General features: G+C 67.9%; 16 protein-coding genes and 1 tRNA gene. 12 read left to right on the forward strand and 5 right to left on the reverse strand.

Annotation, left to right across the window (positions count from 1 at the left end; all coding sequences use genetic code 11):
- The first annotated feature begins 15 nt into the window (after nt 1-15).
- The 6 genes from PSQ40_RS01015 to PSQ40_RS01040 all read left to right on the forward strand — a co-directional run bounded on the left by PSQ40_RS01015 (nt 16) and on the right by PSQ40_RS01040 (nt 6,754).
- Nucleotides 16-780 carry an ABC transporter ATP-binding protein gene (locus PSQ40_RS01015; protein ID WP_273948037.1) on the forward strand — a complete coding sequence of 255 codons (765 nt, stop codon included), beginning with the start codon at nt 16-18 and terminating at the stop codon, nt 778-780.
- Nucleotides 777-1,520: an ABC transporter ATP-binding protein gene (locus PSQ40_RS01020; RefSeq protein WP_273948040.1), complete on the forward strand. Its 744-nt coding sequence runs from the start codon at nt 777-779 to the stop codon at nt 1,518-1,520. The genes PSQ40_RS01015 and PSQ40_RS01020 overlap by 4 nt, the downstream gene beginning before the upstream one ends.
- Nucleotides 1,517-2,500, forward strand: a complete 984-nt coding sequence (locus PSQ40_RS01025) for a branched-chain amino acid ABC transporter permease (RefSeq protein ID WP_273948042.1) — start codon at nt 1,517-1,519, stop codon at nt 2,498-2,500. The genes PSQ40_RS01020 and PSQ40_RS01025 overlap by 4 nt, the downstream gene beginning before the upstream one ends.
- Nucleotides 2,501-2,510: 10 nt before the next feature.
- A complete protein-coding gene (locus PSQ40_RS01030) occupies nt 2,511-3,593 on the forward strand; it encodes a branched-chain amino acid ABC transporter permease (protein WP_273948044.1) in 1,083 nt (360 codons plus the stop codon).
- 97 nt (nt 3,594-3,690) lie between these two features.
- Entirely contained in the window at nt 3,691-5,811 is a 2,121-nt protein-coding gene (locus PSQ40_RS01035; protein WP_273948045.1) for a D-(-)-3-hydroxybutyrate oligomer hydrolase, read from the forward strand.
- A 67-nt stretch (nt 5,812-5,878) separates the two neighbouring features.
- On the forward strand, nt 5,879-6,754 hold the full coding sequence (locus PSQ40_RS01040; protein WP_273948047.1) for an alpha/beta fold hydrolase: 876 nt from the start codon (nt 5,879-5,881) through the stop codon (nt 6,752-6,754).
- A gap of 133 nt (nt 6,755-6,887) precedes the next feature.
- Here PSQ40_RS01040 and PSQ40_RS01045 read toward each other — a convergent pair whose 3' ends face one another.
- Both PSQ40_RS01045 and hemH read right to left on the reverse strand, forming a co-directional pair.
- A complete protein-coding gene (locus PSQ40_RS01045) occupies nt 6,888-9,320 on the reverse strand; it encodes a Lon protease family protein (RefSeq protein WP_273948050.1) in 2,433 nt (810 codons plus the stop codon).
- Nucleotides 9,321-9,465: 145 nt separating this feature from the next.
- Nucleotides 9,466-10,560 carry a ferrochelatase gene (gene hemH / locus PSQ40_RS01050; protein ID WP_273948053.1) on the reverse strand — a complete coding sequence of 365 codons (1,095 nt, stop codon included), beginning with the start codon at nt 10,558-10,560 and terminating at the stop codon, nt 9,466-9,468.
- A 49-nt stretch (nt 10,561-10,609) separates the two neighbouring features.
- On the opposite strand from hemH, the gene PSQ40_RS01055 reads away from it, so the two are divergent.
- Nucleotides 10,610-11,320 carry an HAD-IA family hydrolase gene (locus PSQ40_RS01055; RefSeq protein ID WP_273948055.1) on the forward strand — a complete coding sequence of 237 codons (711 nt, stop codon included), beginning with the start codon at nt 10,610-10,612 and terminating at the stop codon, nt 11,318-11,320.
- Between the two features lie 114 nt (nt 11,321-11,434).
- Here the strand turns inward: PSQ40_RS01055 and hpnE are convergent, their stop codons facing one another.
- The 3 genes from hpnE to hpnC all read right to left on the reverse strand — a co-directional run bounded on the left by hpnE (nt 11,435) and on the right by hpnC (nt 14,653).
- Nucleotides 11,435-12,808, reverse strand: a complete 1,374-nt coding sequence (hpnE, locus tag PSQ40_RS01060; protein WP_273948058.1) for a hydroxysqualene dehydroxylase HpnE — start codon at nt 12,806-12,808, stop codon at nt 11,435-11,437.
- On the reverse strand, nt 12,801-13,640 hold the full coding sequence (gene hpnD, locus PSQ40_RS01065) for a presqualene diphosphate synthase HpnD (protein ID WP_273948060.1): 840 nt from the start codon (nt 13,638-13,640) through the stop codon (nt 12,801-12,803). The genes hpnE and hpnD overlap by 8 nt, the downstream gene beginning before the upstream one ends.
- Before the next feature lie 92 nt (nt 13,641-13,732).
- Nucleotides 13,733-14,653, reverse strand: a complete 921-nt coding sequence (gene hpnC / locus PSQ40_RS01070; RefSeq protein ID WP_409338530.1) for a squalene synthase HpnC — start codon at nt 14,651-14,653, stop codon at nt 13,733-13,735.
- A 138-nt stretch (nt 14,654-14,791) separates the two neighbouring features.
- On the opposite strand from hpnC, the gene PSQ40_RS01075 reads away from it, so the two are divergent.
- The 5 genes from PSQ40_RS01075 (at nt 14,792) to clpP (ending at nt 21,580) form a co-directional block, all read left to right on the forward strand.
- Nucleotides 14,792-16,000 (forward strand): efflux RND transporter periplasmic adaptor subunit, encoded by a 1,209-nt coding sequence (locus PSQ40_RS01075; RefSeq protein WP_273948064.1) that lies wholly within the window; start codon nt 14,792-14,794, stop codon nt 15,998-16,000.
- Between the two features lie 8 nt (nt 16,001-16,008).
- Nucleotides 16,009-19,179 (forward strand): efflux RND transporter permease subunit, encoded by a 3,171-nt coding sequence (locus PSQ40_RS01080; RefSeq protein ID WP_273948066.1) that lies wholly within the window; start codon nt 16,009-16,011, stop codon nt 19,177-19,179.
- Nucleotides 19,180-19,394: 215 nt separating this feature from the next.
- Nucleotides 19,395-19,481: transfer RNA gene (locus tag PSQ40_RS01085), tRNA-Leu, on the forward strand.
- A gap of 73 nt (nt 19,482-19,554) precedes the next feature.
- Complete coding sequence (tig, locus tag PSQ40_RS01090) at nt 19,555-20,865, forward strand: trigger factor (RefSeq protein ID WP_273948069.1); 1,311 nt, start codon at nt 19,555-19,557, stop codon at nt 20,863-20,865.
- 106 nt (nt 20,866-20,971) lie between these two features.
- Nucleotides 20,972-21,580 (forward strand): ATP-dependent Clp endopeptidase proteolytic subunit ClpP, encoded by a 609-nt coding sequence (gene clpP / locus PSQ40_RS01095; protein ID WP_273926490.1) that lies wholly within the window; start codon nt 20,972-20,974, stop codon nt 21,578-21,580.
- Nucleotides 21,581-21,622: the final 42 nt, after the last annotated feature.

Consider the following 21,622-nt stretch of genomic DNA (forward strand, 5'->3'; position numbering starts at 1 on the left):
CAGGAACCCCACGCCATGCTGCAAACCCAAGACCTCACGGTCCGCTTCGGCGGACACGTGGCGGTGAATGCCGTCTCGTGCAGTTTTGCACCCGGCACTTTGACCGCCATCGTCGGCCCCAACGGGGCGGGCAAGACCACGTTTTTCAACCTGGTGTCGGGCCAGATCCCGGCCAGCAGTGGCACGGTCCACCTCAATGGGGTGGACCTGAGCCAGGCCACCGTGTCGGCGCGCACGCGCGCCGGGCTCGGGCGGGCGTTTCAATTGACCAACCTGTTCCCGCACCTCAGCGTGCTGGAGAACGTGCGCCTGGCCGTGCAGGCCACCCGGCCCGGGGCGCATTGGCACGGCTTGAACCTGTGGAGCATCTGGAGCGACCACCGCGCCCTGACCGAACGCGCGTTGGAGATCCTGCACACCGTGGCCATGCAGCACCAGCAGGCGGTGCTGGTGTCCAGCCTGCCGCACGGCGACCAGCGCAAGCTCGAGGTGGCCCTGTTGATGGCCCTGGAGCCGCAGGTGTTCATGTTCGACGAGCCCACGGCCGGCATGAGCCACGACGAGGCCCCGGTGATCCTGAACCTGATCCGCGAACTCAAAAAAGACAAAAGCAAGACCATCCTGCTGGTCGAGCACAAGATGGACGTGGTGCGTGAACTGGCCGACCGCATCATCGTGCTGCACAACGGCACGCTGGTGGCCGACGGCGACCCCGCCACCGTGATTGCCTTGCCGGTGGTGCAAGAGGCCTACCTCGGCGTGGCCAAGGAGGCGGCATGAGCACCACCACATCCCCTTCCAAGCACCTGCTCGAGCTGCAAGGTGTGCACACCCACATCGGGGCCTACCACATCCTGCACGGGGTGGACCTGGTGGTGCCGCGCGGCGAACTGACCCTGCTGCTGGGGCGCAACGGCGCGGGCAAGACCACCACGCTGCGCACCATCATGGGCCTGTGGCAGGCCTCGCAAGGCAGCCTGCGCTTTGACGGCCGCGACATCAGCCGCTTGCACACGCCGCAGATCGCCGGCCTGAACATCGCCTACGTGCCCGAGAACATGGGCATCTTCGCCGACCTCACGGTCAAGGAGAACATGCTGCTGGCGGCCCGCCAGGCGCGCACCGTGGCCCAGATCGACGAGGCCCGACTGCAGTGGATCTTCGGCCTGTTCCCGGCGGTGCAGAAGTTCTGGAACCACCCGGCGGGCAAGCTGTCGGGCGGGCAAAAGCAGATGCTGGCGGTGTCGCGCGCCATCGTCGAGCCGCGCCAGCTGCTGATCATCGACGAGCCCAGCAAGGGCCTGGCGCCCGTGATGATCAACAACATGATCGACGCCTTCGCCCAGCTCAAGGCCAGCGGCGTGACCATTTTGCTGGTCGAACAAAACATCCACTTCGCCAAACGCCTGGGTGACAGCGTGGCGGTGATGGACAACGGCCGCGTGGTCCATGCCGGGCGCATGGCCGAGCTGGCCGCGGACGAGGCATTGCAGCGCTCGCTGCTGGGGTTGGCACTATGAACTTCAAAGAACTGGACTGGAAGCCGTTGGCCCTGGTGCCGCTGCTGGCCCTGCTGGCCTTGCCCCTGGTGGGGTCGGGCTCGACCTGGCTGACGCTGACCGTGGCGGGCCTGGCGATGGGCATGATCGTGTTCATCATCGCGTCGGGCCTGACCCTGGTGTTCGGCCTGATGGATGTGCTGAACTTCGGCCATGGCGTGTTCATTGCGCTGGGCGCTTTTGTCGCCACCAGCGTGCTGGGCGCCATGAGCGACTGGACCCAGTCGGCCGAACTGTGGCGCAACCTGGTGGCGGTGTTCCCGGCCATGCTGATCGCCATGGCGGTGTCGGGCGCCCTGGGCCTGGCGTTCGAGCGCTACATCGTGCGACCGGTCTACGGCCAGCACCTCAAGCAGATCCTGATCACCATGGGCGGCATGATCATCGGTGAGGAGCTGATCAAGGTGATCTGGGGCCCGCAACAGATCCCGCTGCCCCTGCCCGAGGGCATGCGCGGTGCCTGGCTGTGGGGTGACGCCGCCATCGAGCGCTACCGCGTGGTGGCGGTGGTGGTGGGGCTGCTGGTGTTCGGCCTGCTGGCCTACACCCTGAACCGCACCAAGATCGGTCTGCTGATCCGGGCCGGCGTGCAGGACCGCGAGATGGTCGAGTCGCTGGGCTACCGCATCCGGCGCCTGTTTGTCGGCGTCTTCGTGGTCGGCAGCGCACTGGCCGGCCTGGGCGGGGTGATGTGGGGCCTGTACCAGCAAAACGTCGTGCCCCAGATGGGCGCACAGGTCAATGTGCTGATCTTCATCGTGATCATCATCGGCGGCCTGGGCTCCACCGGCGGGGCCTTGATTGGCGCGCTGCTGGTCGGCCTGATGGCCAACTACACCGGGTTCCTGCTGCCCAAGCTGGCCCTGTTCTCCAACATCGCCCTGATGGTGGCGGTGCTGCTGTGGCGCCCCCAGGGCGTCTACCCGGTGACCAACCGTTGAGGCCCCGACCATGTTGACCCGACTGATTTCACACGACCTGCCGCGCAGCAAGCTGCTCGCGGCCCTGTTGCTGGGCCTGCTGCTGGCGCTGGCGTTTGCGCCCTTCGTTTTCCCGGGCGTCAAGGCGCTCAATGTGGCGGCCAAGGTGCTGGTGTTCGTGGTGCTGGTGGCCAGCTTTGACTTGCTGCTGGGCTACACCGGCATCGTCAGCTTTGCCCACACCATGTTCTTTGGCATCGGTGCCTATGGCATCGCCATCGCCACCACGCGCCTGGGGCCGACCTGGGAGGCGCTTGCGGTGGGCTTGGGGGCGTCGCTGCTGCTGTCGTTGCTGCTGGCGCTGGCGGTGGGCCTGTTCTCGCTGCGCGTGCGCGCCATCTTCTTCGCCATGATCACGCTGGCCGTGGCCTCGGCCTTCCAGACCCTGGCCTCGCAGCTGTCCGAGCTGACCGGGGGCGAGGACGGCCTGACCTTCAAGGTGCCTGAGCTGCTGTCGCCGAGTTTCGAATGGGCCGAAGAGCCCTTCATGGGCGTCTCGCTGGACGGCCGGCTGATCTGCTACTACCTCTTGTTCGTGCTCGCGGTGACGCTGCTGCTGGCCTTGCTGCGCATCGTCAACTCGCCGTTTGGCCGCGTGCTGCAAGCGATCCGCGAGAACGAGTTCCGCGCCGAGGCCATCGGCTACCGCGTGGTGGTCTACCGCACCGTGTCGAGCATTTTGTCGGCGCTGTTCGCCTGCCTCGCGGGCGCCATGCTGGCGCTCTGGCTGCGCTACAACGGACCGGACACCTCGCTGTCGTTCGAGTTGATGCTGGACGTGCTGCTGATCGTGGTGATCGGCGGCATGGGCACGATCTATGGCGCAGCCGTCGGCTCGGCCCTGTTCCTGGTGGCGCAGAGCTACCTGCAAGACCTGTTGCGTTGGGGCAGCGAGGCCAGCGCCGCTTGGCCGTGGTTGTCGGCGCTGCTGTCGCCCGACCGCTGGCTGCTGTGGCTGGGCCTGCTGTTTGTGCTGTCGGTGTACTACTTCCCGACCGGGGTGGTGGGGCGCTTGCGCGCCGCCCGTGAGAACCAGCAGGCGGCGGGCCATTGAGCCAGGGGCCTCCGCGGCATCGGTGTCAAGGGACCAGGGCCTGTCGGCCCGGACCGTGATGTGTGTGATGAGACAACAACCTCAAGGAGACAAAACCATGCGATTTCCCCTCACCGCGCTGGCATCGGCCCTGGCCTTGGGCCTCGGGCTCACCGCCTGCGGCAGCGACGGCAACGGCCCGGTCAATGAGAAGCCCCGCTTTCTGGGCGTGGTCAGCAGCGTCGAGTACGACGGTGTCAGCAACGACTTGCTGAGTGCCGGCCTGGGCAAGACCGGTTTGCAAAGCGCGGTGCCGCCGAGCTACGCCAATGCGCTCCAGCCCACCGCGGCCGAACTGCGCCGGGCCGCCATCTACAACAGCTACCGCGGCCTGATCGACACCACCGCGGCCGGCGGCTATGGCACGCTCTATGGACCCAACGTCACCGCCGCCGGCACCGTGACCACGGGCGAAGGGCTGATTGCCGGGGGCGAGTACACCGCCTACAGTGACGACGGCAGTGGCCTGCAGAACGTCACCCTGGTGGTGCAGGTGCCCAGCACCTTCGACCGCGCCAACCCCTGCATCGTGACGGCCACCTCCTCGGGCTCGCGCGGCGTCTACGGGGCCATCAGCACCGGTGAGTGGGGCCTCAAGAAGGGCTGTGCCGTGGCCTACACCGACAAGGGCACGGGCAGCGCAGGCCACGACCTCGCCACCAACACCGTGCCCCTGATCGACGGCACCCGCGCCACGGTCAGCGCGGCCGGCACGGGCGCACAGTTCAAGGCGCCGCTGTCGGCCAGCGACTTGCAGGCCTTGAACGCCAGCACCCCCAATCGACTGGCTTTCAAGCACGCGCACTCGCAGCGCAACCCTGAAAAAGACTGGGGCAAGTACACCCTGCAAGCGGTCGAATTTGCTTTTTATGTGCTGAACCAGCGCCTGGGGACCGACCTGGGCGGGGGCCAGCGCAGCCGCGTGTTCGACCCGGACAACACCTTGGTCATCGCGTCCAGTGTGTCGAACGGCGGTGGCGCTGCGATTGCCGCGCTCGAGCAGGACAGCAATGGCCTGATCGACGGTCTGGCGGTGGCCGAACCCGCCATCGAAATGCCGCGCAACCCCAACGTGGTGGTCAAGCGCGGCAGCACGGTGCAAGGCGTGAACTCGCGCACCCTGCTCGACTTCACCACCTACGCCCACCTCTATGCGGCCTGCGCCGCGCTGGCGCCGGAACTGGCCGGCAGCCCGCTGCAGACGACCTATGCCTTGCCGACGGTCTACGGGACGATTGCCGCCTACCGCTGCAACTCGCTCAAGACCCGTGGCCTGCTCAACGCCACCACCACGAGCGCCCAGGCCAGCGAGTCCTGGCAGCGCCTGCGTGACTACGGCTGGGAGCCCGAGGCCGGCAGCCAGCTGGCCACCCTGGCCAGCTTTGAAGTCGCCCCGGCGGTGGCCGTGACCTTTGCCAACGCCCTGGGGCGCTTCGGGGTGCAGGACCACCTCTGTGGCTACAGCTTTGCCGCCACCGCCCCCACCTGGGAGCCCACGGTGATGAGCCCCAACGCGCTGGCCCAGATGTACGCCAACGGCAATGGGGTGCCGCCGTCGGCCGGGGTGCAGTTGGTGAACAACCAATCGCCCAAGGGCCCGACGCGCGACCTGTTCTCCACCTCGCCCAGCACCGGCCTGCCGGACATGAACCTCGACGGTGCCAACTGCCTGCGCAACCTGGTCACCGGGGTGGACGCCGCGGCCCAGCGCGTCAACGCGGGCATCGACGAAACCCGCCGCAACGGCAACCTGCGCGGCAAGCCGGCCGTCATCGTGCATGGCCGCTCTGACCCCTTGCTGCCGGTCAACCACACCTCGCGTCCCTACCTGGCGCTCAACAAGGCGGTGGAGGGCGCCAACAGCCAGCTGAGCTACCTCGAAGTGACCAACGCACAGCACTTTGACGGCTTCATCGGCCTGCCAGCGGTGCTGCCGGGTTACGACAGCCGCTTTGTGCCGCTGCACGTCTACCTGAACCGCGCGCTGGACTCGGTCTACGCCAAGCTGAAGAACGGCACCGCCCTGCCGCCGTCCCAGGTGGTGCGCACCACCCCGCGTGGCGGCACCGCGGGCCAGGCGCCGGCGCTGACCGCGGCCAACGTGCCGGCGCCGTCGGCCTCACCGGCCGAGGCCGACCGCATCGTACTGAGCGGCAACACGGTGACCATCCCCGACTGAGTCGCGTCGCCTTGTCATTGACCGAAGCGAAGGCCTGCGGGCCTTCGCCCGAACCGGAACCTTGCCCATGTCCCCGTCCTCCCACTACCTGAACTGCGCTGGCCGTGAAATCCACTTCACCGAGTGGGGCGACCCGACGGCCCCGGCGGTGATCGCCTGGCATGGCCTGGCGCGCACCGGCCGTGACATGGACGAACTGGCCCAGCACCTGAGCCCGCGCTACCGCGTGATCTGCCCGGACACCCTGGGCCGGGGCCTGAGCCAGTGGAGCCCTGCGCCCGAACGGGAGTACACCCTGGCCTTCTATGCCGAGCTGGCGCTGGGCCTGCTCGACGGCCTGGGCCTGCAGCGTGTGCACTGGGTCGGCACCTCGATGGGCGGGGCCATCGGCACGGTGTGCGCGGCCGGTCTGGCGCAGCCGGCGCTCAAGGGGCGCCTCAAGAGCCTGGTGCTCAACGACAACGCGCCTCAGTTGGCGCAGGCCGCCATCGAGCGCATCCGCGCCTACGCGGGCCAGCCGCCGGTGTTTGATTCGGTGCTGGCGCTCGAGGCTTTTTTCCGCCAGGTCTACAAGCCCTATGGCTGGCTCAGCGACGCCCAGTGGCGGCGGCTGACCGAGACCTCGACCCGGCGCCTGCCCGATGGTCGGGTGACGCCGCATTACGACCCCGCGATGGTGATGCAGTTCACCCACCACCCCAATGACTACCTGATCTGGGACCACTACGACGCCCTGGACCTGCCCGTGCTGTGCCTGCGTGGCGCCGAGTCCGATCTGGTGTTGCCCGAGACCACCGCCGAGATGCTGCGCCGGGGCCCGGGCCGGCGCGGCCTGACCACGGTGATCGAGGTCGCGGGCTGCGGCCATGCGCCCGCGCTCAATGTGCCCGAGCAACTGAACTGGGTCAGCGACTTCATCGACCGCGCCGAGGCCGCGGCCTGAGCCAGGCCCCTGCGGAGGGCCCGCCCTGGGCCTGGGCTGGCCTGCCACGGCCGCACGGGGCGCTGCACGGGGGCTGCACCGGGCGCAGCACTTGGCGCGCCACCGCTGTGGGCGGTTGCAGGGCCGCTGGCCCTCAAGCCCGGCCGCGACCGCGGCGCAGGCCCTGGGCGCGCTGGCAGGCCCGTCGGTAGGCGGCCAGGGTCTGCAGGGCCAGCGCTTGCACGCTGGCCTGGGTCGCCTCACCCGCAGCGGGGCCTTGCAAGGGACGCTCGCAGAGCAAGGCCACACCCTGGGCCACATGCGACATGGTGTAGACCTTGAACTGACCGGCGGCCACCGCGGCCACCACCTCCTCGGACAGCATCAGCTGCCGCTGGTTGCGTGCCGGCAGCAGCACACCTTGTTCACCTGTGAGACCGCGGTCCCGGCAGACCTGGAACCAGCCTTCGATCTTTTCGTTCAAGCCCCCCACCGGCAGCACCTCACCGTGCTGGTTCAGCGCCCCGGTCACCGCGATGCCCTGGCGCAGGGGCAGGCCGGACAGTGCGGACAGCAGCGCGAACAGTTCGGCACACGAGGCCGAGTCGCCCTCCACGCCGTCGTATTCCTGTTCAAACACCAGGGAGGCGCTGAGCGCCAGCGGGGCCTGCTCGGCCAGCAACTGCTGCAGGTAGCCCTGCAGGATCAGCACACCCTTGTCGTGGATGGGGCCCGAGAGCTTGACCTCGCGCTCGATGTTGAGCACGCCGCCGTGGCCCGCCAGGGTGCGCGCCGTGATGCGCATGGGCACGCCAAAGCGGTGGTCGCCGGTGTCGATCTGGCTCATGGCGTTGACCTGGCCCAGTGCCCAGCCTTCGGTGGACAGCAGGTGCTCGCCATCGCGGATGCGCTCCATCAGTTCCTGCTCGGGCAGGTTGTGGCGCCGCGCCCGGGCCTGCAAGGCCTGGGCCACGTCGGCGGCCTGGATGTGCTCGCCGCCGCGGCGGCGGCAGGCGGCGGCGCTCTCAATCAGGTCGCGCTCGACCCAGCCCAGTTGTGCGCTGAGGTAGTGCTGGTCCTCGGCCAGCCGGTGGCTTTGGCCCAGCAGTGCGGCCACACCGCTGGCATCGGCGTGGGGCAGGCCCAGGGCCTCGCAGCGTTGCGCGACCCAGATGGCCATCGCGCGGCGGTGCTCGGGGTGGTCGGCAAAGCGGTCGGCAAAGTCCACCTTGACGCGGAAACGCCGCGCCATGTCGGGCTCGCTGTCTTGCAGCTTGTAGTAGGCGTCGGGCGAGCCGATCAGCACCAGGCGCAGGTTCAGCGGCAGGGGATCGGGCTGCAGGCTGGCCCCCGCGGGGCCGGCACTGCCGCCCCCGTCCTCGATCTGCAACTGGCGCGAGCGCAGGAAGCGGCGCAGCCGGTCCCACAGGTCCTCGTCGTCGGCCAGGTCAGCCAGGTGCAGCATCAGGTAGCCACCGTGGGCGCGCAGCAGCGCGCCGGCGTGGAGGGCGGTGTGGTCGGGCGGGCCAGCGTCGTCGCCGCCCGGGTGCTCGATGCAGCCGAACAGGCTGCGCATCTGTGGGTTGTCCTCGATCACCACCGGGGCGCCGCGCTGTTCGGCGTGGTCCACCACGAGGTTGAGTTTCAGGCAGGCCTGCCAGTGGGCCAGGTCGGCCTTGCGGTCGGCTTCGTCGTCGTCGCCCGCGCGCGGCAGGAACAGCTCGATCTCCTCCAGCACCTCTTGCTGGGCCGCTTGTGACCAGCTTTGCAGCCAGGCCTGCTCCGGCTGGGCCAGGCCGCTGACGCTGGCCAGCGCGCGTTCGAACACGCTGTGCAGCCAGGGCTTCAGGGTTTGGGCCTGCAGCGCCGACAGCGCCTGGTCGCGCGCTTGTTCGCGTTCACGCAGGCGGGCCAGGGTGTGGGCCATTTCCCGGCGCACCTGCACCTCGGCCTCGCTGGGGCCGCTGTCGGGGCCGTTTTTGCGGTCGTCGCGCACCAGCAGTTGCAGCCGTTCGCTGTCGCCCTCGCCAGCGCGGCCGAGCTTGAAGCCATGCCGGGTGGCCAGGTCCTCGAGGGCGGCCAGGGCGTGCTTTTCTTCGCGCTCGAACGCGGTCTCGATCAGTTCGGCGGCCAGCATGAGCTCGGCGCTTTCGAGCTGCGCGGGGATTTCCTGGGGCAGTTGCCGGCTCAGTTGCTGCAAGGCCTGGCGCAGCACCCGGCCTTGACCGGGCGGCAGGCGCAGCGCCAGCGGTCGCAGCGGCTGCTCAAAGTGGTGCAGGAACGCCAGGTCGGGCGGCACCGGGCGCTGCAGGGCGGCTTCTTGCAGGGCCTGGCGCAGCAGCGAGCTGCGGCCGCTGCCGGGCTCGCCCAGCACAAACAGGTGGTAGTCGGGGGCGTCGAGGTGCAGGCCGAAGTCGGTGGCCTCACGGGCGCGCTGTTGGCCGATCCAGCCGGGGCTCAGGTGGCGCAGTTCGGCGGTGCTGGCAAAGCCCAGCTCGGCCGCGGGGATCTGGCGGCGCAGTTGGTCCGGCGTCAGTTCGGTGGCAGCGGGCGGGGGCGTCAGGGGCAGGGAAGGCTGGACGGGCATGAAAAAAAGGGTTGCAGACCCGGCCAGGCCCGCTCAGGCGGGACCGGCGCAGGCCGTTCGGGGGGCGGGGGCCCGCCCGGGGATGTCGAAAAGCATAACGGCTCGCGGCGGGGCCCGGGTCGGGAGCGACCCAGGGGCCGTGCGCTCAGTTCGGCGCCCCCAGGGCCAGGGCGCGGTCGCGGTCGGCTTGCTGTTGCTCGGCGCTGGCGATCTGGGTCGGCCAGCCGCCGAGGTGGCGCTGGGTCAGCTGGCTGAGCGCATCGATCCAGGCCGGGCTGTCGTTCAGGCAGGCGATGTAGTGGAAGTCCTGGCCGCCCGCGTGCAGGAAGGCCTCACGCGCTTCCTGGCTGATTTCTTCTAGGGTCTCCAGGCAGTCGCTGGTGAAGCCGGGGCAGATCACGTCCACGCGGCGGGTGCCGGCCTGGGCCAGCGCAATCAGGCTGGGCTCGGTGTAGGGCTCCAGCCACTTGGCCTTGCCAAAGCGCGACTGGAAGGTGATCTTGTAGCGGTCGGGCCGCAGGCCCAGTCGCTCGGCCAGCAGGCGGCCCGTCTTGTAGCACTCGCAGTGGTAGGGGTCGCCGAGTTGGAGGGTGCGCGCCGGCACCCCGTGGAAGCTCATCACCAACTGGTCGGGCTGGCCGTGTTCGCGCCAGTGGGCTTCGACCCGGCGGGCCAGGGCTTCGATGTAGCCCGGGTCGTCGTGGTAGTGGTTGACGAAGCGCAGTTCGGGCAGGTGGCGCTGGCGCTTGCCCCAGTCGGCCACGTCGTCGAACACGCTGGCGGTGGTGGTGCCCGAGTACTGGGGGTAGGCGCTGAGGATCAGGATGCGGGTCACGCCCTCGGCTTTCAGGGCGTCGAGCTGGCTGGCGATCGACGGGTTGCCGTAGCGCATGGCGTAGCGCACACGCACTTGGTGGCCTGCCTCGCCAAGCCAGCCTTGCAGCAGCTTGGCCTGCTTGTCGGTCCAGACCTTGAGCGGCGAGCCATCGGGCGTCCAGACGGTGGCGTACTTGGCCGCTGACTTGGCCGGGCGCACGCGCAGGATGATGCCGTGCAGGATGGGTTTCCAGAGCAGGGCCGGGATCTCCACCACGCGGTGGTCGCTGAGGAACTGGCCCAGGTAGCGGCGCAAGGCGGGCGCGGTGGGGGCTTCGGGGGTGCCCAGGTTGCACAGCAGCACACCGGTGCGGGCCGGCTGGCCGTGGCGGAAAGCAGGTTCAGGGGCAAACTTGGAGCGCATAAGAGGGCAGGGCCTGGGGATGTTCGGAATGCCGTATTCTCGACCACCTATGCTCGACCTCGCACGCATCCGGGCCATCACCCTCGATCTTGATGACACTTTGTGGCCCATCTGGCCGACCATCGCGCGCGCCGAAGAGGTGCTGGCGGCCTGGCTGCGGGCGCATGCGCCGCGCACCGCCGCCTTGTTCGCCGAGCCCGGCGCGCTGCGCGAGATCCGCAACCGCATGGTGGACCTGCGCCCCGACCTGAAGGCCGACCTCAGCGCCCTGCGGCGCGAGTCGATCCGCCTGGCGCTGGGCCAAGCGGGCGACCCCACCGACCTGGCCGAACCGGCTTTCGAGGTCTTCTTTGCCGAGCGCCAGCGCGTGACGATGTTCGATGACGCCCACCCCAGCCTGCAGTTCATGGCCGCGCGCTACCCCTTGGTGGCGGTGTCGAACGGCAATGCCGACATCCAGCAGGTGGGACTGGCCGGGTACTTCAAGGCGGCGCTCAATGCGCGCGACTTCGGGGTGGCCAAGCCCGACCCGCGCATCTTTCATGCCGCCGCCGAGGCCGCGGGCGTGGCCCCGCACGAGGTGCTGCATGTGGGTGACGACGCCGCGCTGGACGCCGTCGGTGCCTTGCAGTCGGGCCTGCAGGCGGTGTGGTTGAACCGTGAGCGCCAAGCCTGGACCCACGAGCACCCGGCTCCTCTGACCGTGCATTCGCTCAGCGAGCTGTGCCAGTGGCTGGCGCCTGGCCCGGCGCCGGCCTGAACCGGCGCCTGCGCCCTGTGGTGGTTGCGGTCTGGGTCGGATCGGGGCGCGCGCCAGGGCGCTGGTCCGGGGGTGAGCCAGGGTGAACCGGTGGCGTGGCCTTGGGGGCCGCGCTCAGACCCAGCCCATCGCGGCGGCCCGCCCGCTGGCGCTGCCGCTGAGCACTGCGCCCTCGAGGGTGGCGGGGTAGGGGCCTTCGCAGTAGTCGCCGCAGGCTTGCAAACCGGTCAGGATGGCCTGCTGGGGGCGTTGCAGGCCCGGGGTGCAGGCGAACGTGGCGCGCTTTTCGACCACCGTCTGTTGCCAGTTCAGGTGGCGCAGACCCAGCGGGGCGAGTGCGGTCTCCCCTTGGCGCAGCACCTGGGCGGTCAAGGCGTCGCGGTCGGTGTCGCTGGCGCTGACCACGAAGGCCAGCAGGCCCCGGGGGCCACCCAACTGGCCGCGGTCAAACACAAACTGGGCGGGCGCCTCGGCGCTGGGGCGCAAGGCCAGCATCGGTGTGGGCAGCCGCAGGCCTGGTGCCTGGGCGTAGACGGTGGCAATGGCTTCAAAGCGCAGCGCGCGGGCGTGCTGACAAAAGCGCTGCACCGGTCGCTGGTGACCCTCGGTCAGGCCTTGGGCCTGTTCGAGCAGGCGGCTGGCCTCGCCCGGTGGGCAGGCCAGGATGAGTTGATCGAAGGCGGTGCTGGACTGGAAGCCCGCGGGCTCACCGAGGTCGACTTGCCAGCGCCCATCGTCGAGCCGGCGCAGGGTCTGCACCCGGCGCCCACACAGCACGCTCTGGCCTTGCGATTGCAGCCAGCGGCCGGCCGCTTCGGGCCACAGGGCGCTGAGGTCGGTGCGCGGCAGCAACAGGTGGGAGCTGCCCGAGCCACCGGCCAGCGCATCGCGCAGCACGCGCAAAAACACCTGGCCACTGGCCTGGCCGATGGGGGTGTTGAGGGCTGACACGCACAGCGGTTCGAGCAGGTCGGCCATGACGCGGGGGCGGATGCCCTGGCACAAATCCAGCACGCTGGACCCGGGCGGGCACTCGAAACCGGCCCAGTGCCAGCGCAGCGTGGCCTGCAGCAGGGACAGGCGGTCGGCCCACTGCCAGCCCCCGGCTCGCAGGATGCCGGCCACCGCGTCCAGCGGCGCCGGCCAGCGCGGCAGGCGCAGGCCGCTGCCGTCGGGGAACTGCAGGTTCAGTGGCAGACGCAGCAGCGCCTGCTCGGGCGACACGCCCACGGTGCGCATCAGGCGCAGGCATTCGGCATAGGCCCCGATCAGGATGTGCTGGCCGTTGTCCAGCGCGGGCTCGCCGGCGGCGGCACCCAGGGCGCGGGCGCGGCCACCCAGCCGCGGGGCGGATTCAAACAGCTGCACCCGGGCCCCGCCCTGGCTGGACGCGATGGCGGCGGCCAGGCCCGCCCAACCGCCCCCGACCACGGCCACGCTGCGGGCCACCGGGCGTGCCGGCGCTGGCGCCGGCCGGGCCTCAGACACGGCCAAGCGCCTGCACCTTCCACGCGAGCCAGAGTTTGCGCAGCGGGGTCAGGCTGATGCGCTGGTGCAGCACCTGGAAGTTCTCGTGCTCGATCTCCCGCAACAGGGTGCGGTAGATGCTGGCCATCATCAGGCCGGGCTTCTGGGCCCGCAGGTCCTGGGCGGGCAGCAGGGTCAGGGCGCGGTCGTACAGGCTGTGCGCACGCTCGGCCTGGAACTGCATCAGTTTGACGAAGCGCTCCGAATGCACGCGCTGCAGCACCTCGTGGGCCTTGACGTCGAACTGCTGCAGTTCATTGACCGGCAGGTAGATGCGTCCGCGCATGGCGTCTTCGCCCACGTCGCGGATGATGTTGGTGAGCTGAAAAGCCTGGCCCAAGGTGTGGGCGTAGTCGGTGGTGCGCTCGTCGAGCTGGCCAAAGATGCGGGCCGACACCTCGCCCACCACGCCGGCCACCAGGTGGCAGTAGCGCTGCAGGCCTGCGTAGTCGAGGTAACGGGTTTGTTCCAGGTCCATCTGGCAGCCCTGGATGACGGCCTGCAACTGCTCCTGCCGCAGCCCATGGACGGGCACATGCGGCATCAGGGCCTTCATCACCGGGTGGGTGGGCTGGCCGGCGAAGGATTGACGCACCTCGTTTTGCCACCAGGCCAGCTTGGTGTGGGCCACACCGCTGTCGCTGACCTCGTCGACCACGTCGTCTACCTCGCGGCAAAAAGCATAGAAGGCCGTGATGGCGGCCCGCCGCGGCTTGGGCAGGAACAAAAAGGCGTAATAAAAGCTGCTGCCCGAGGCGGCTGCTTTTTGCTGGACGTAATCTTCTGGGGTCATGAATCTGGCTTGGCGTTCGCGGGCGATTGTCCCATCTTGTCAATGGGCCTGGCATCAGGTTGGACCTGAGGGGGCGGGGCAGGGCGTCGGGCTCACATCCACAGGCTGTGCCACAGCATGCGGGCGTAGTCGCTGCGGCGCAGCTTGAGGCGGCGCTGCAGTGGGTCGGCCTGGGGGGGGCGCAGGCGGCGGATCACCTGCAGGCCACCCTGGACCACCAGGCGCAGCTCCCAACCGGCGCGGCCCGGCAGCCGGTGCACCAGGGGCGCGCCGCGGCGCATCAGGGCTTCGGCCCAGTCCAGCTGGGCCTGGATCAGGGCCTGGGTGGCCGGGGCGCTTTGCAGCGCCTGCAGCTCGGCGCGGCTCACCCCGTGCTGCAGGCAGTCGGCGTCGGTCAGGTAGTGTCGGCCGCGCGGGATGTCCTGGCGCAGGTCCTGCCAGAAATTGATCAACTGCAAGGCCGTGCAAATGTCATCACTTTGTTGCAAGGCGGGGGCATCCTGCACACCGTGCAGGTGCAGCACCAGGCGGCCCACCGGGTTGGCCGAGCGCCGGCAGTAGTCGAGCAGGGTGGGGCGGTCCGGGTAGTGACGCTGGGCCTGGGTCCAGACCACGTCCTGCTCGAACGCGTCGAGCAGATCGTCCAGCAGCGACAGCGGCCATTGCCACACCGCGTGCTGCCGGGCCAGGGCCTGCAGCACGCCGCGCCAGGCGGCGGGCACGCTGTCGGGCAGGCCGGAGCCGTCGCCCGCCAGCGCCCTGTGCAGGTGGCTGCGGTAGGCCCGCAGGTCGGCCAGGCGCTGCTCGGGGCTGACCGACCCCTCATCGGCCAGGTCGTCGGCGGTGCGCGCGAAGTGGTAGAGCGCTGCGATCGGTGCGCGCAAGTGGGCCGGGCACAGCCAGGAGGCCACCGGGAAGTTCTCATAGTGGGTCACAGGCAACACTTCACCGGGTTCGGTGAGCGGTGGGCCCGGTGGCGTGGAAACCGCGGCCGGACTCGGCTTGACATGCATCAGAACAATCCCTTAGATTACTAACCAGTGAGTCATTAATACAAATTGAGGCTTCTTTGACACCGTGTTAACGAAGCCTGGGCGCTGCGAAGCGCCGCCCCAAACCTTCATTCCGCACCTTGTACAGCAGGTCTTCCCATGCCAGTCTTTGCGATCTCTCCTCGTGCTCAAACCTTCTTGACGGGGGTTCTGGGCCTCTCGGCTGCACTTTGGCTGTCGGCCTGTTCCCGACCCGAGCCCGCCGCTGAGCCCATCCGGGCGGTCAAGGTGCTGACCGTCAGCCCCACATCGTTGGGCGCGGTCTATGAGTATTCCGGTGAAGTGAAGGCGCGGGTCGATTCTCGCCTGGGCTTTCGCGTGGGCGGCAAGATTATCCGTCGCCAGGCCGAGTTGGGGCAGCGCGTCAAAGTGGGGCAGGTGCTGGCCCAGTTGGACCCGCAGGACTACCAACTGAGCGCCGAAGCCTCGCGCGCTCAGGTGGCCGCGGCCCAGACCAACCGCGACCTGGCCGCCGCCGACTACCGTCGCTACAAGGAACTGTTCGACAAGAGCTTCATCGGCAGCGCCGAACTGCAACGCCGTGAGACCACGCTGAAGTCGGCCCAGGCCACGCTGGACCAGGCGCAGGCCCAGCTGTCCAGCCAGGGCAACCAGATTGCCTACACCTCCTTGGTGGCCGATGTGGCCGGGGTGGTGACCGCCATCGAGGCCGAACCTGGCCAGGTGGTGCAGGCGGGCACGCCCGTGGTGCGCATTGCGCAGGACGGCCCGCGCGACGTGGTGTTCGCCGTGCCCGAGGACAAAGTCGCCGGGGTCAAGGTCGGCGCTTCGGTGACCGTCAAGGTCTGGTCGGAGAACCGCCAGATCGAAGGCCAGGTGCGCGAGGTGGCGGCCAGTGCCGACCCCGTGACCCGCACCTACCAGGTCAAGGTCGCCTTGCCGACGCAGGGGGCTCCGGCCCTGGGGGCCACCGTCAACGTGCTGCCCCAAGGACTGGCCCGGGCTGAGCCGGCAGTCATCAAGCTGCCCACCAGCGCGCTGCGCCAGGAAGGCCGCCAATCCGCGGTCTGGGTGCTGGACCCGAGCAGCATGACCGTGCGGGCCCAGGTGGTGGAGATTGCCACCGCCGACGGCAATGAAGCCGTCATCGCTGCCGGCCTGAAGCCGGGCGACCAGGTGGTGGCCGCAGGTGTCCATGTGTTGTCGCCGGGCCAGAAGGTCTCGGTGTACCAACCGCGCAAGGCCGTGGCAGGCGCCGCGGGTTCAGGCTCCGCACCCAGCGCCCCGACGGCAGCCGCCCCGGCCGCCGCGGCGGTGGCTCCTGCGCTTGCAGCTTCGGGCAAGTGAGGCCGGACATGACGCAAGTGCAACCCAAAGACGGTTTCAACCTGTCCAAGTGGGCGCTGGACCACCCGGCGCTCACGCGTTACCTGCTGGTCGTGTTGATGTTGCTGGGCTTCGCGGCCTACTTTCAACTGGGCCAGGACGAAGACCCGCCATTCACCTTCCGCGCCATGGTGGTGCGGACCTACTGGCCGGGCGCAACCGCCCAGCAGGTGGCCGAACAGGTCACCGACAAGCTCGAAAAGACGCTGCAGGAAGTGCCTTATGCGGACAAGATCCGCAGCTATTCCAAGCCCGGCGAGTCGCAGATCATTTTCCAGATCAAGGACTCCTCTCGGCCCGCCGAGGTGGCCAATGTCTGGTACCAGGTGCGCAAGAAGATCGGCGACATCCGCTACACCTTGCCCAGTGGGGTGCAGGGGCCGTTTTTCAACGACGAGTTCGGGGATGTCTACGGCGTGATCTACGCGCTGGAGTCCGATGGCTTCAGCTACGCCGAGCTCAAGACCTTTGCCGACGACGTGCGCCAGTCGCTGCTGCGCGTGCCCGATGTGGCCAAGGTCGAGATGTTTGGCGTGCAGGACGAAAAGATCTTCATCGAGATCTCGCAAAAGCGCCTGGCCCAGCTGGGCCTGGACCTGAACGCCGTGCTGGCGCAGTTGAACGCGCAGAACGCGGTCGAAAGCGCCGGCTCGGTGCAGACCCCGCTGGACGTGGTGCAGGTGCGGGTACAGGGGCAGTTTGTGGCCGTCGAACAGTTGCGTGCGATGCCGATCCGCGGCAGTTCGGGCAACCAGTTCCGCCTGGGGGACATCGGCACCATCACGCGGGGCTATGTGGATCCGCCCTCGGTCAAGGTGCGTCACAACGGTCAGGAAGTCATCGCGCTCGGGGTCTCCATGGCCAAGGGCGGTGACATCATTGCGCTGGGCAAGGCCTTGAAGACCGCCACCCAACGCATCGAGCAAACCCTGCCGGCCGGCGTGCACCTGGTGCAGGTGCAGGACCAGCCGAAGTCGGTGAGCCGCTCGGTGGGCGAGTTTGTGCAGGTGCTGATCGAGGCCGTGGTGATCGTGCTGGCGGTCAGCTTCGTCAGCCTGGGCCTGCACAAGCGCCCGGGGCAGAACCCGATCTGGCGCCGCTATTACGTCGACATCCGCCCGGGGCTGGTGGTGGGCATCACCATCCCGCTGGTGCTGGCCGTGACCTTCCTGGCCATGTGGTACTGGGGCATTGGCCTGCACAAGATCTCGCTGGGCTCGCTGATCATTGCGCTGGGTCTGCTGGTCGACGACGCGATCATCGCGGTGGAGATGATGGTGACCAAGATGGAGGAGGGCTACGACCGGGTGCGTGCCGCCACCTTCGCCTACGAAATCACCGCCATGCCCATGTTGACGGGCACCTTGATCACGGCCGCGGGCTTTTTGCCCATCGGTCTGGCCAAGTCGCAAACCGGTGAATACACCTTCGCCATCTTCGCGGTGACGGTGATCGCCCTGGTGCTGAGCTGGGTCGTGTCGGTTTACTTTGTGCCCTACCTGGGCGTGCTGTTGCTCAAGCGTCCGCCCCATGTGGCGGCACTGGCCGATGGGCAGGGGCACAGCGATGGGCCGCACGAGATGTTCGACACCCCGTTCTACAACAGCTTCCGCCGTGCCGTGACCTGGTGCGTGGCGCACCGCTGGACCACGATCGGGGCCACGCTGCTGATTTTTGGGCTTGGCATTGTGGGCATGGGCAAGGTACAGCAACAGTTCTTCCCGGACTCCAGCCGGCCTGAGATCCTGGTCGACATCTGGTTCCCTGAAGGCACGTCGTTCGCGGCCAACGAGGCCGTGACGCGTCGCGTCGAGGCCCGCCTGCGCGAAGAGACCGGGGTGCAGAGCGTCAGCACCTGGGTGGGTTCGGGGGTGCCGCGTTTCTACCTGCCGCTGGACCAGGTGTTCCCGCAGACCAACGTGTCGCAGTTCATCGTGCTGCCGGTGGACCTGAAGGTGCGTGAATCGCTGCGCATCAAGCTGCCCGCCCTGCTGGCCGAGGAGTTCCCCGAGGTGCGTGGCCGCGTCAAGCTGCTGCCCAACGGCCCGCCCGTGCCTTACCCGGTGCAGTTCCGCGTGATGGGGGCCAACCCGGCCCTGGTGCGCGAGCGCGCCGATGAGGTCAAGGCGGTGTTGCGTGAGAACAAGAACATGCGCGGCGTGAACGACAACTGGAACGAGTCCGTGAAGGTCATCCGCCTGGAGGTCGATCAGGCCAAGGCGCGTGCCCTCGGGGTCACCAGTCAGGCGATTGCCCAGGCCGCTGCGGCCATCCTGACCGGGGCGTCGGTGGGTCAGTTCCGGGAGAACGACAAGCTGATCGACATCGTGCTGCGCCAGCCCCTGGACGAGCGCAATGCCATCACCGACATCGCCAGCGCCTACCTGCCGACGGCCTCGGGCCGCTCGATCCCGCTGACCCAGATCGCCAAGCCGGTGTTCACTTGGGAGCCGGGTGTGATGTGGCGCGAGAACCGGGACTACGCCGTGACCGTGCAGGGCGACATCGTCGAAGGCCTGCAGGGCGCGACCGTGACCGCCGAGCTGCTGCCGGCCTTGCGCGCACTCGAGGCGCGCTGGGCAGAGGCGGGCCAGGCGATCCGCATCGAAGTGGCGGGCGCGGTGGAGGAAAGCAGCAAGGGCTCGGCCTCGATTGCCGCGGGCCTGCCCGTGATGCTGTTCATCACCTTCACGCTGTTGATGCTGCAGTTGCAAAGCTTCAGCCGCGCGATGCTGGTGTTCCTGACCGGGCCGCTGGGCATCGCCGGGGTGGCCGGGGCGCTGCTCCTGCTGAACCGCCCCTTTGGCTTCGTGGCCCTGCTGGGGGTGATCGCCCTGATGGGCATGATCCAGCGCAACTCGGTGATCCTGATCGACCAGATCGAGCAGGACCGGGCGCGTGGTGTGCCGGCCTGGGACGCCATCGTCGAGTCCGCCGTGCGGCGCCTGCGCCCCATCGTGCTGACCGCTGCCGCGGCTGTGCTGGCCATGATCCCGCTGTCGCGCAGCGTGTTCTGGGGCCCGATGGCCGTGGCCATCATGGGCGGCCTGATCGTGGCCACGCTGCTGACCTTGCTGGCCCTGCCGGCCATGTACGCGGCCTGGTTCCGCATCAAGCGACCGGCCATCGAAGTGGCCTGAGCCCCGGTGGAGGCCGGCTGGCCCTGCGGGGCTGGCCGCCTCCAGGGCGATGTTGGCGCCTGTTGAGGGGGCTTTTTTGGGCCTTTCAAGGGTTTGCCAGCAGTTTCAGCGGGGCGTCTCGCCAAAACGCGCTTTGCAAACCGCTAAAATAGAAGGTTGACCGATTTCGTTGGGGTGGTCAGTGTGAGCTGATCACCTGTTTTGTTTTGCAGGGCGCGCGGGTGGCGAAATTGGTAGACGCACCAGGTTTAGGTCCTGACGCCAGCAATGGTGTGGGGGTTCGAGTCCCCCCCCGCGCACCACCAAAAAACTTATTCACGCCAGGCGACGACGTGCTTGATCACGCAGCCTGCCATGCCATATCAGGAGAATTTGATGGCTGTTACCGTTGAGACCCTCGAGAAACTCGAACGCAAGATCACGCTGACCTTGCCCGTCACCGCGATCCAGGCTGAAGTGGACACGCGCCTCAAGCGCATGGCCCGCACCGTCAAGATGGACGGCTTCCGTCCCGGCAAGGTGCCGATGTCGGTGGTGGCCCAGCGTTATGGCTACTCCGTTCAGTACGAAGTCATGAACGACAAGGTGGGCGAGGCATTTGCCCTGGCCGCCAACGAAGCCAAGCTGCGCGTGGCTGGCCAGCCCCGCATCACCGAAAAGGAAGGCGCGCCCGAGGGCGAGCTGACCTTCGACGCCGTGTTCGAAGTGTTCCCCGAAGTCAAGATCGGCGACCTGAGCAGCGCCGAAATCGAGAAGCTGTCGGCTGAAGTGGACGACGCCGCCATCGACAAGACGCTGGAAATCCTGCGCAAGCAACGTCGCACCTTCGCCCAGCGCGCCCAAGACCAGGCCGCCCAAGACGGCGACCGCGTGACGGTTGACTTCGAAGGCAAGATCGACGGCGAACCCTTCGCTGGCGGCAAGGCCGAAGACTTCCAGTTCCTGATCGCCGACGGTCAGATGCTGAAGGAATTCGAAGACGCCGTGCGTGGCATGAAGGCTGGCGAAAGCAAGACCTTCCCGCTGGCCTTCCCGGCCGACTACCACGGCAAGGATGTGGCCGGCAAGCAAGCCGACTTCCTGGTCACCGTCAAGAAGATCGAAGCCGCCAACCTGCCCGAAGTCAACGACGCGCTGGCCAAGTCCCTGGGCATCGCCGAAGGCACCGTCGACGCCCTGCGCGCTGACATCAAGAAGAACCTGGAGCGCGAAGTCAAGTTCCGCCTGCTGGCCCGCAACAAGCAAGCCGTGATGGACGCGCTGGTGAGCAAGGCTGAACTCGACCTGCCGAACGCCAGCATCAACGCTGAACTGGCCCGCATGGTCGAAGGCGCCCGTGCTGACCTGAAGCAACGTGGCATCAAGGACGCTGACAAGGCCCCGATCCCCGAAGAAGTCTTCCGTCCCCAAGCCGAGCGCCGCGTGCGCCTGGGCCTGGTGGTGGCTGAGCTGGTGCGTGCCAACGAACTGCAAGCCAAGCCGGAACAACTGAAGGCCCACGTCGAAGAGCTGGCTGCCAGCTACGAGAAGCCGGCTGACGTGGTTCGCTGGTACTTCAGCGACAACAACCGCCTGGCTGAAGTCGAAGGTGTTGTGATTGAAAACAACGTCACCGAATTCGTGCTGGCGCGTGCCAAGGTCACGGAAAAGCAAGTCGCTTTTGACGAGCTGATGGGTCAGGCCTGATTCTGATCCCCTCACCTTGAAGTGAGCTGTCGGGGCTTGTGCTTTGCTGCGCAAGCCCCATGTCATTTTTGGGTACAGTATCGATTCCTCTTGGAGTGAAATAAGCATGAGCGCACTGGACATTCAAGGCCTGGGCATGGTCCCGATGGTCATCGAGCAATCGGGTCGTGGCGAACGGTCCTACGACATTTACTCCCGCCTCCTCAAGGAGCGTGTGGTTTTCCTGGTGGGCCCTGTGAACGACCAGACTGCCAACCTCGTGGTGGCGCAGTTGCTCTTCCTCGAGAGCGAGAACCCGGACAAGGACATTTCCTTCTACATCAACTCGCCGGGCGGCTCGGTCAGCGCGGGCATGGCCATCTACGACACGATGAACTTCATCAAGCCGCAGGTGTCCACGCTGTGCATCGGCATGGCGGCCAGCATGGGCGCCTTCCTGCTGTCGGCCGGTGAGAAGGGCAAGCGCTACTCGCTGCCGAACTCCAAGGTCATGATCCACCAGCCCCTGGGCGGTGCTCAAGGTCAGGCCACCGAGATCGAGATCCATGCCCGCGAGATCCTCAAGACCCGCGAGCAACTCAACAAGATCCTGGCCGACCGCACGGGTCAGCCGCTCGAAAAGATCGAGCGCGACACCGAGCGTGACTACTACCTGTCCGCTGACGAAGCCAAGGACTATGGTCTGATTGACCAGGTCATTGCCAAGCGTCCCTGATCGAAACCCGGCAGGCTGAACGGCGTTTCCCGGGTCGGGAAT

The organism is Curvibacter cyanobacteriorum (genome assembly GCF_028649475.1).
Taxonomy (GTDB): Bacteria; Pseudomonadota; Gammaproteobacteria; order Burkholderiales; family Burkholderiaceae_C; genus Curvibacter; species Curvibacter cyanobacteriorum.

Bases quoted from the DNA above. Each gene is read 5' to 3' on its own strand.
- PSQ40_RS01040 (WP_273948047.1), top strand. From the start codon at position 5,879: ATGTCCCCGTCCTCCCACTACCTGAACTGCGCTGGCCGTGAAATCCAC.
- PSQ40_RS01075 (WP_273948064.1), top strand. From the start codon at position 14,792: ATGCCAGTCTTTGCGATCTCTCCTCGTGCTCAAACCTTCTTGACGGGG.
- PSQ40_RS01025 (WP_273948042.1), top strand. From the start codon at position 1,517: ATGAACTTCAAAGAACTGGACTGGAAGCCGTTGGCCCTGGTGCCGCTG.
- PSQ40_RS01055 (WP_273948055.1), top strand. From the start codon at position 10,610: ATGCTCGACCTCGCACGCATCCGGGCCATCACCCTCGATCTTGATGAC.
- PSQ40_RS01015 (WP_273948037.1), top strand. From the start codon at position 16: ATGCTGCAAACCCAAGACCTCACGGTCCGCTTCGGCGGACACGTGGCG.
- PSQ40_RS01035 (WP_273948045.1), top strand. From the start codon at position 3,691: ATGCGATTTCCCCTCACCGCGCTGGCATCGGCCCTGGCCTTGGGCCTC.
- PSQ40_RS01030 (WP_273948044.1), top strand. From the start codon at position 2,511: ATGTTGACCCGACTGATTTCACACGACCTGCCGCGCAGCAAGCTGCTC.
- hpnD (WP_273948060.1), bottom strand. From the start codon at position 13,640: ATGACCCCAGAAGATTACGTCCAGCAAAAAGCAGCCGCCTCGGGCAGC.
- tig (WP_273948069.1), top strand. From the start codon at position 19,555: ATGGCTGTTACCGTTGAGACCCTCGAGAAACTCGAACGCAAGATCACG.
- hemH (WP_273948053.1), bottom strand. From the start codon at position 10,560: ATGCGCTCCAAGTTTGCCCCTGAACCTGCTTTCCGCCACGGCCAGCCG.
- hpnC (WP_409338530.1), bottom strand. From the start codon at position 14,653: ATGCATGTCAAGCCGAGTCCGGCCGCGGTTTCCACGCCACCGGGCCCA.
- PSQ40_RS01045 (WP_273948050.1), bottom strand. From the start codon at position 9,320: ATGCCCGTCCAGCCTTCCCTGCCCCTGACGCCCCCGCCCGCTGCCACC.
- PSQ40_RS01080 (WP_273948066.1), top strand. From the start codon at position 16,009: ATGACGCAAGTGCAACCCAAAGACGGTTTCAACCTGTCCAAGTGGGCG.
- clpP (WP_273926490.1), top strand. From the start codon at position 20,972: ATGAGCGCACTGGACATTCAAGGCCTGGGCATGGTCCCGATGGTCATC.
- PSQ40_RS01020 (WP_273948040.1), top strand. From the start codon at position 777: ATGAGCACCACCACATCCCCTTCCAAGCACCTGCTCGAGCTGCAAGGT.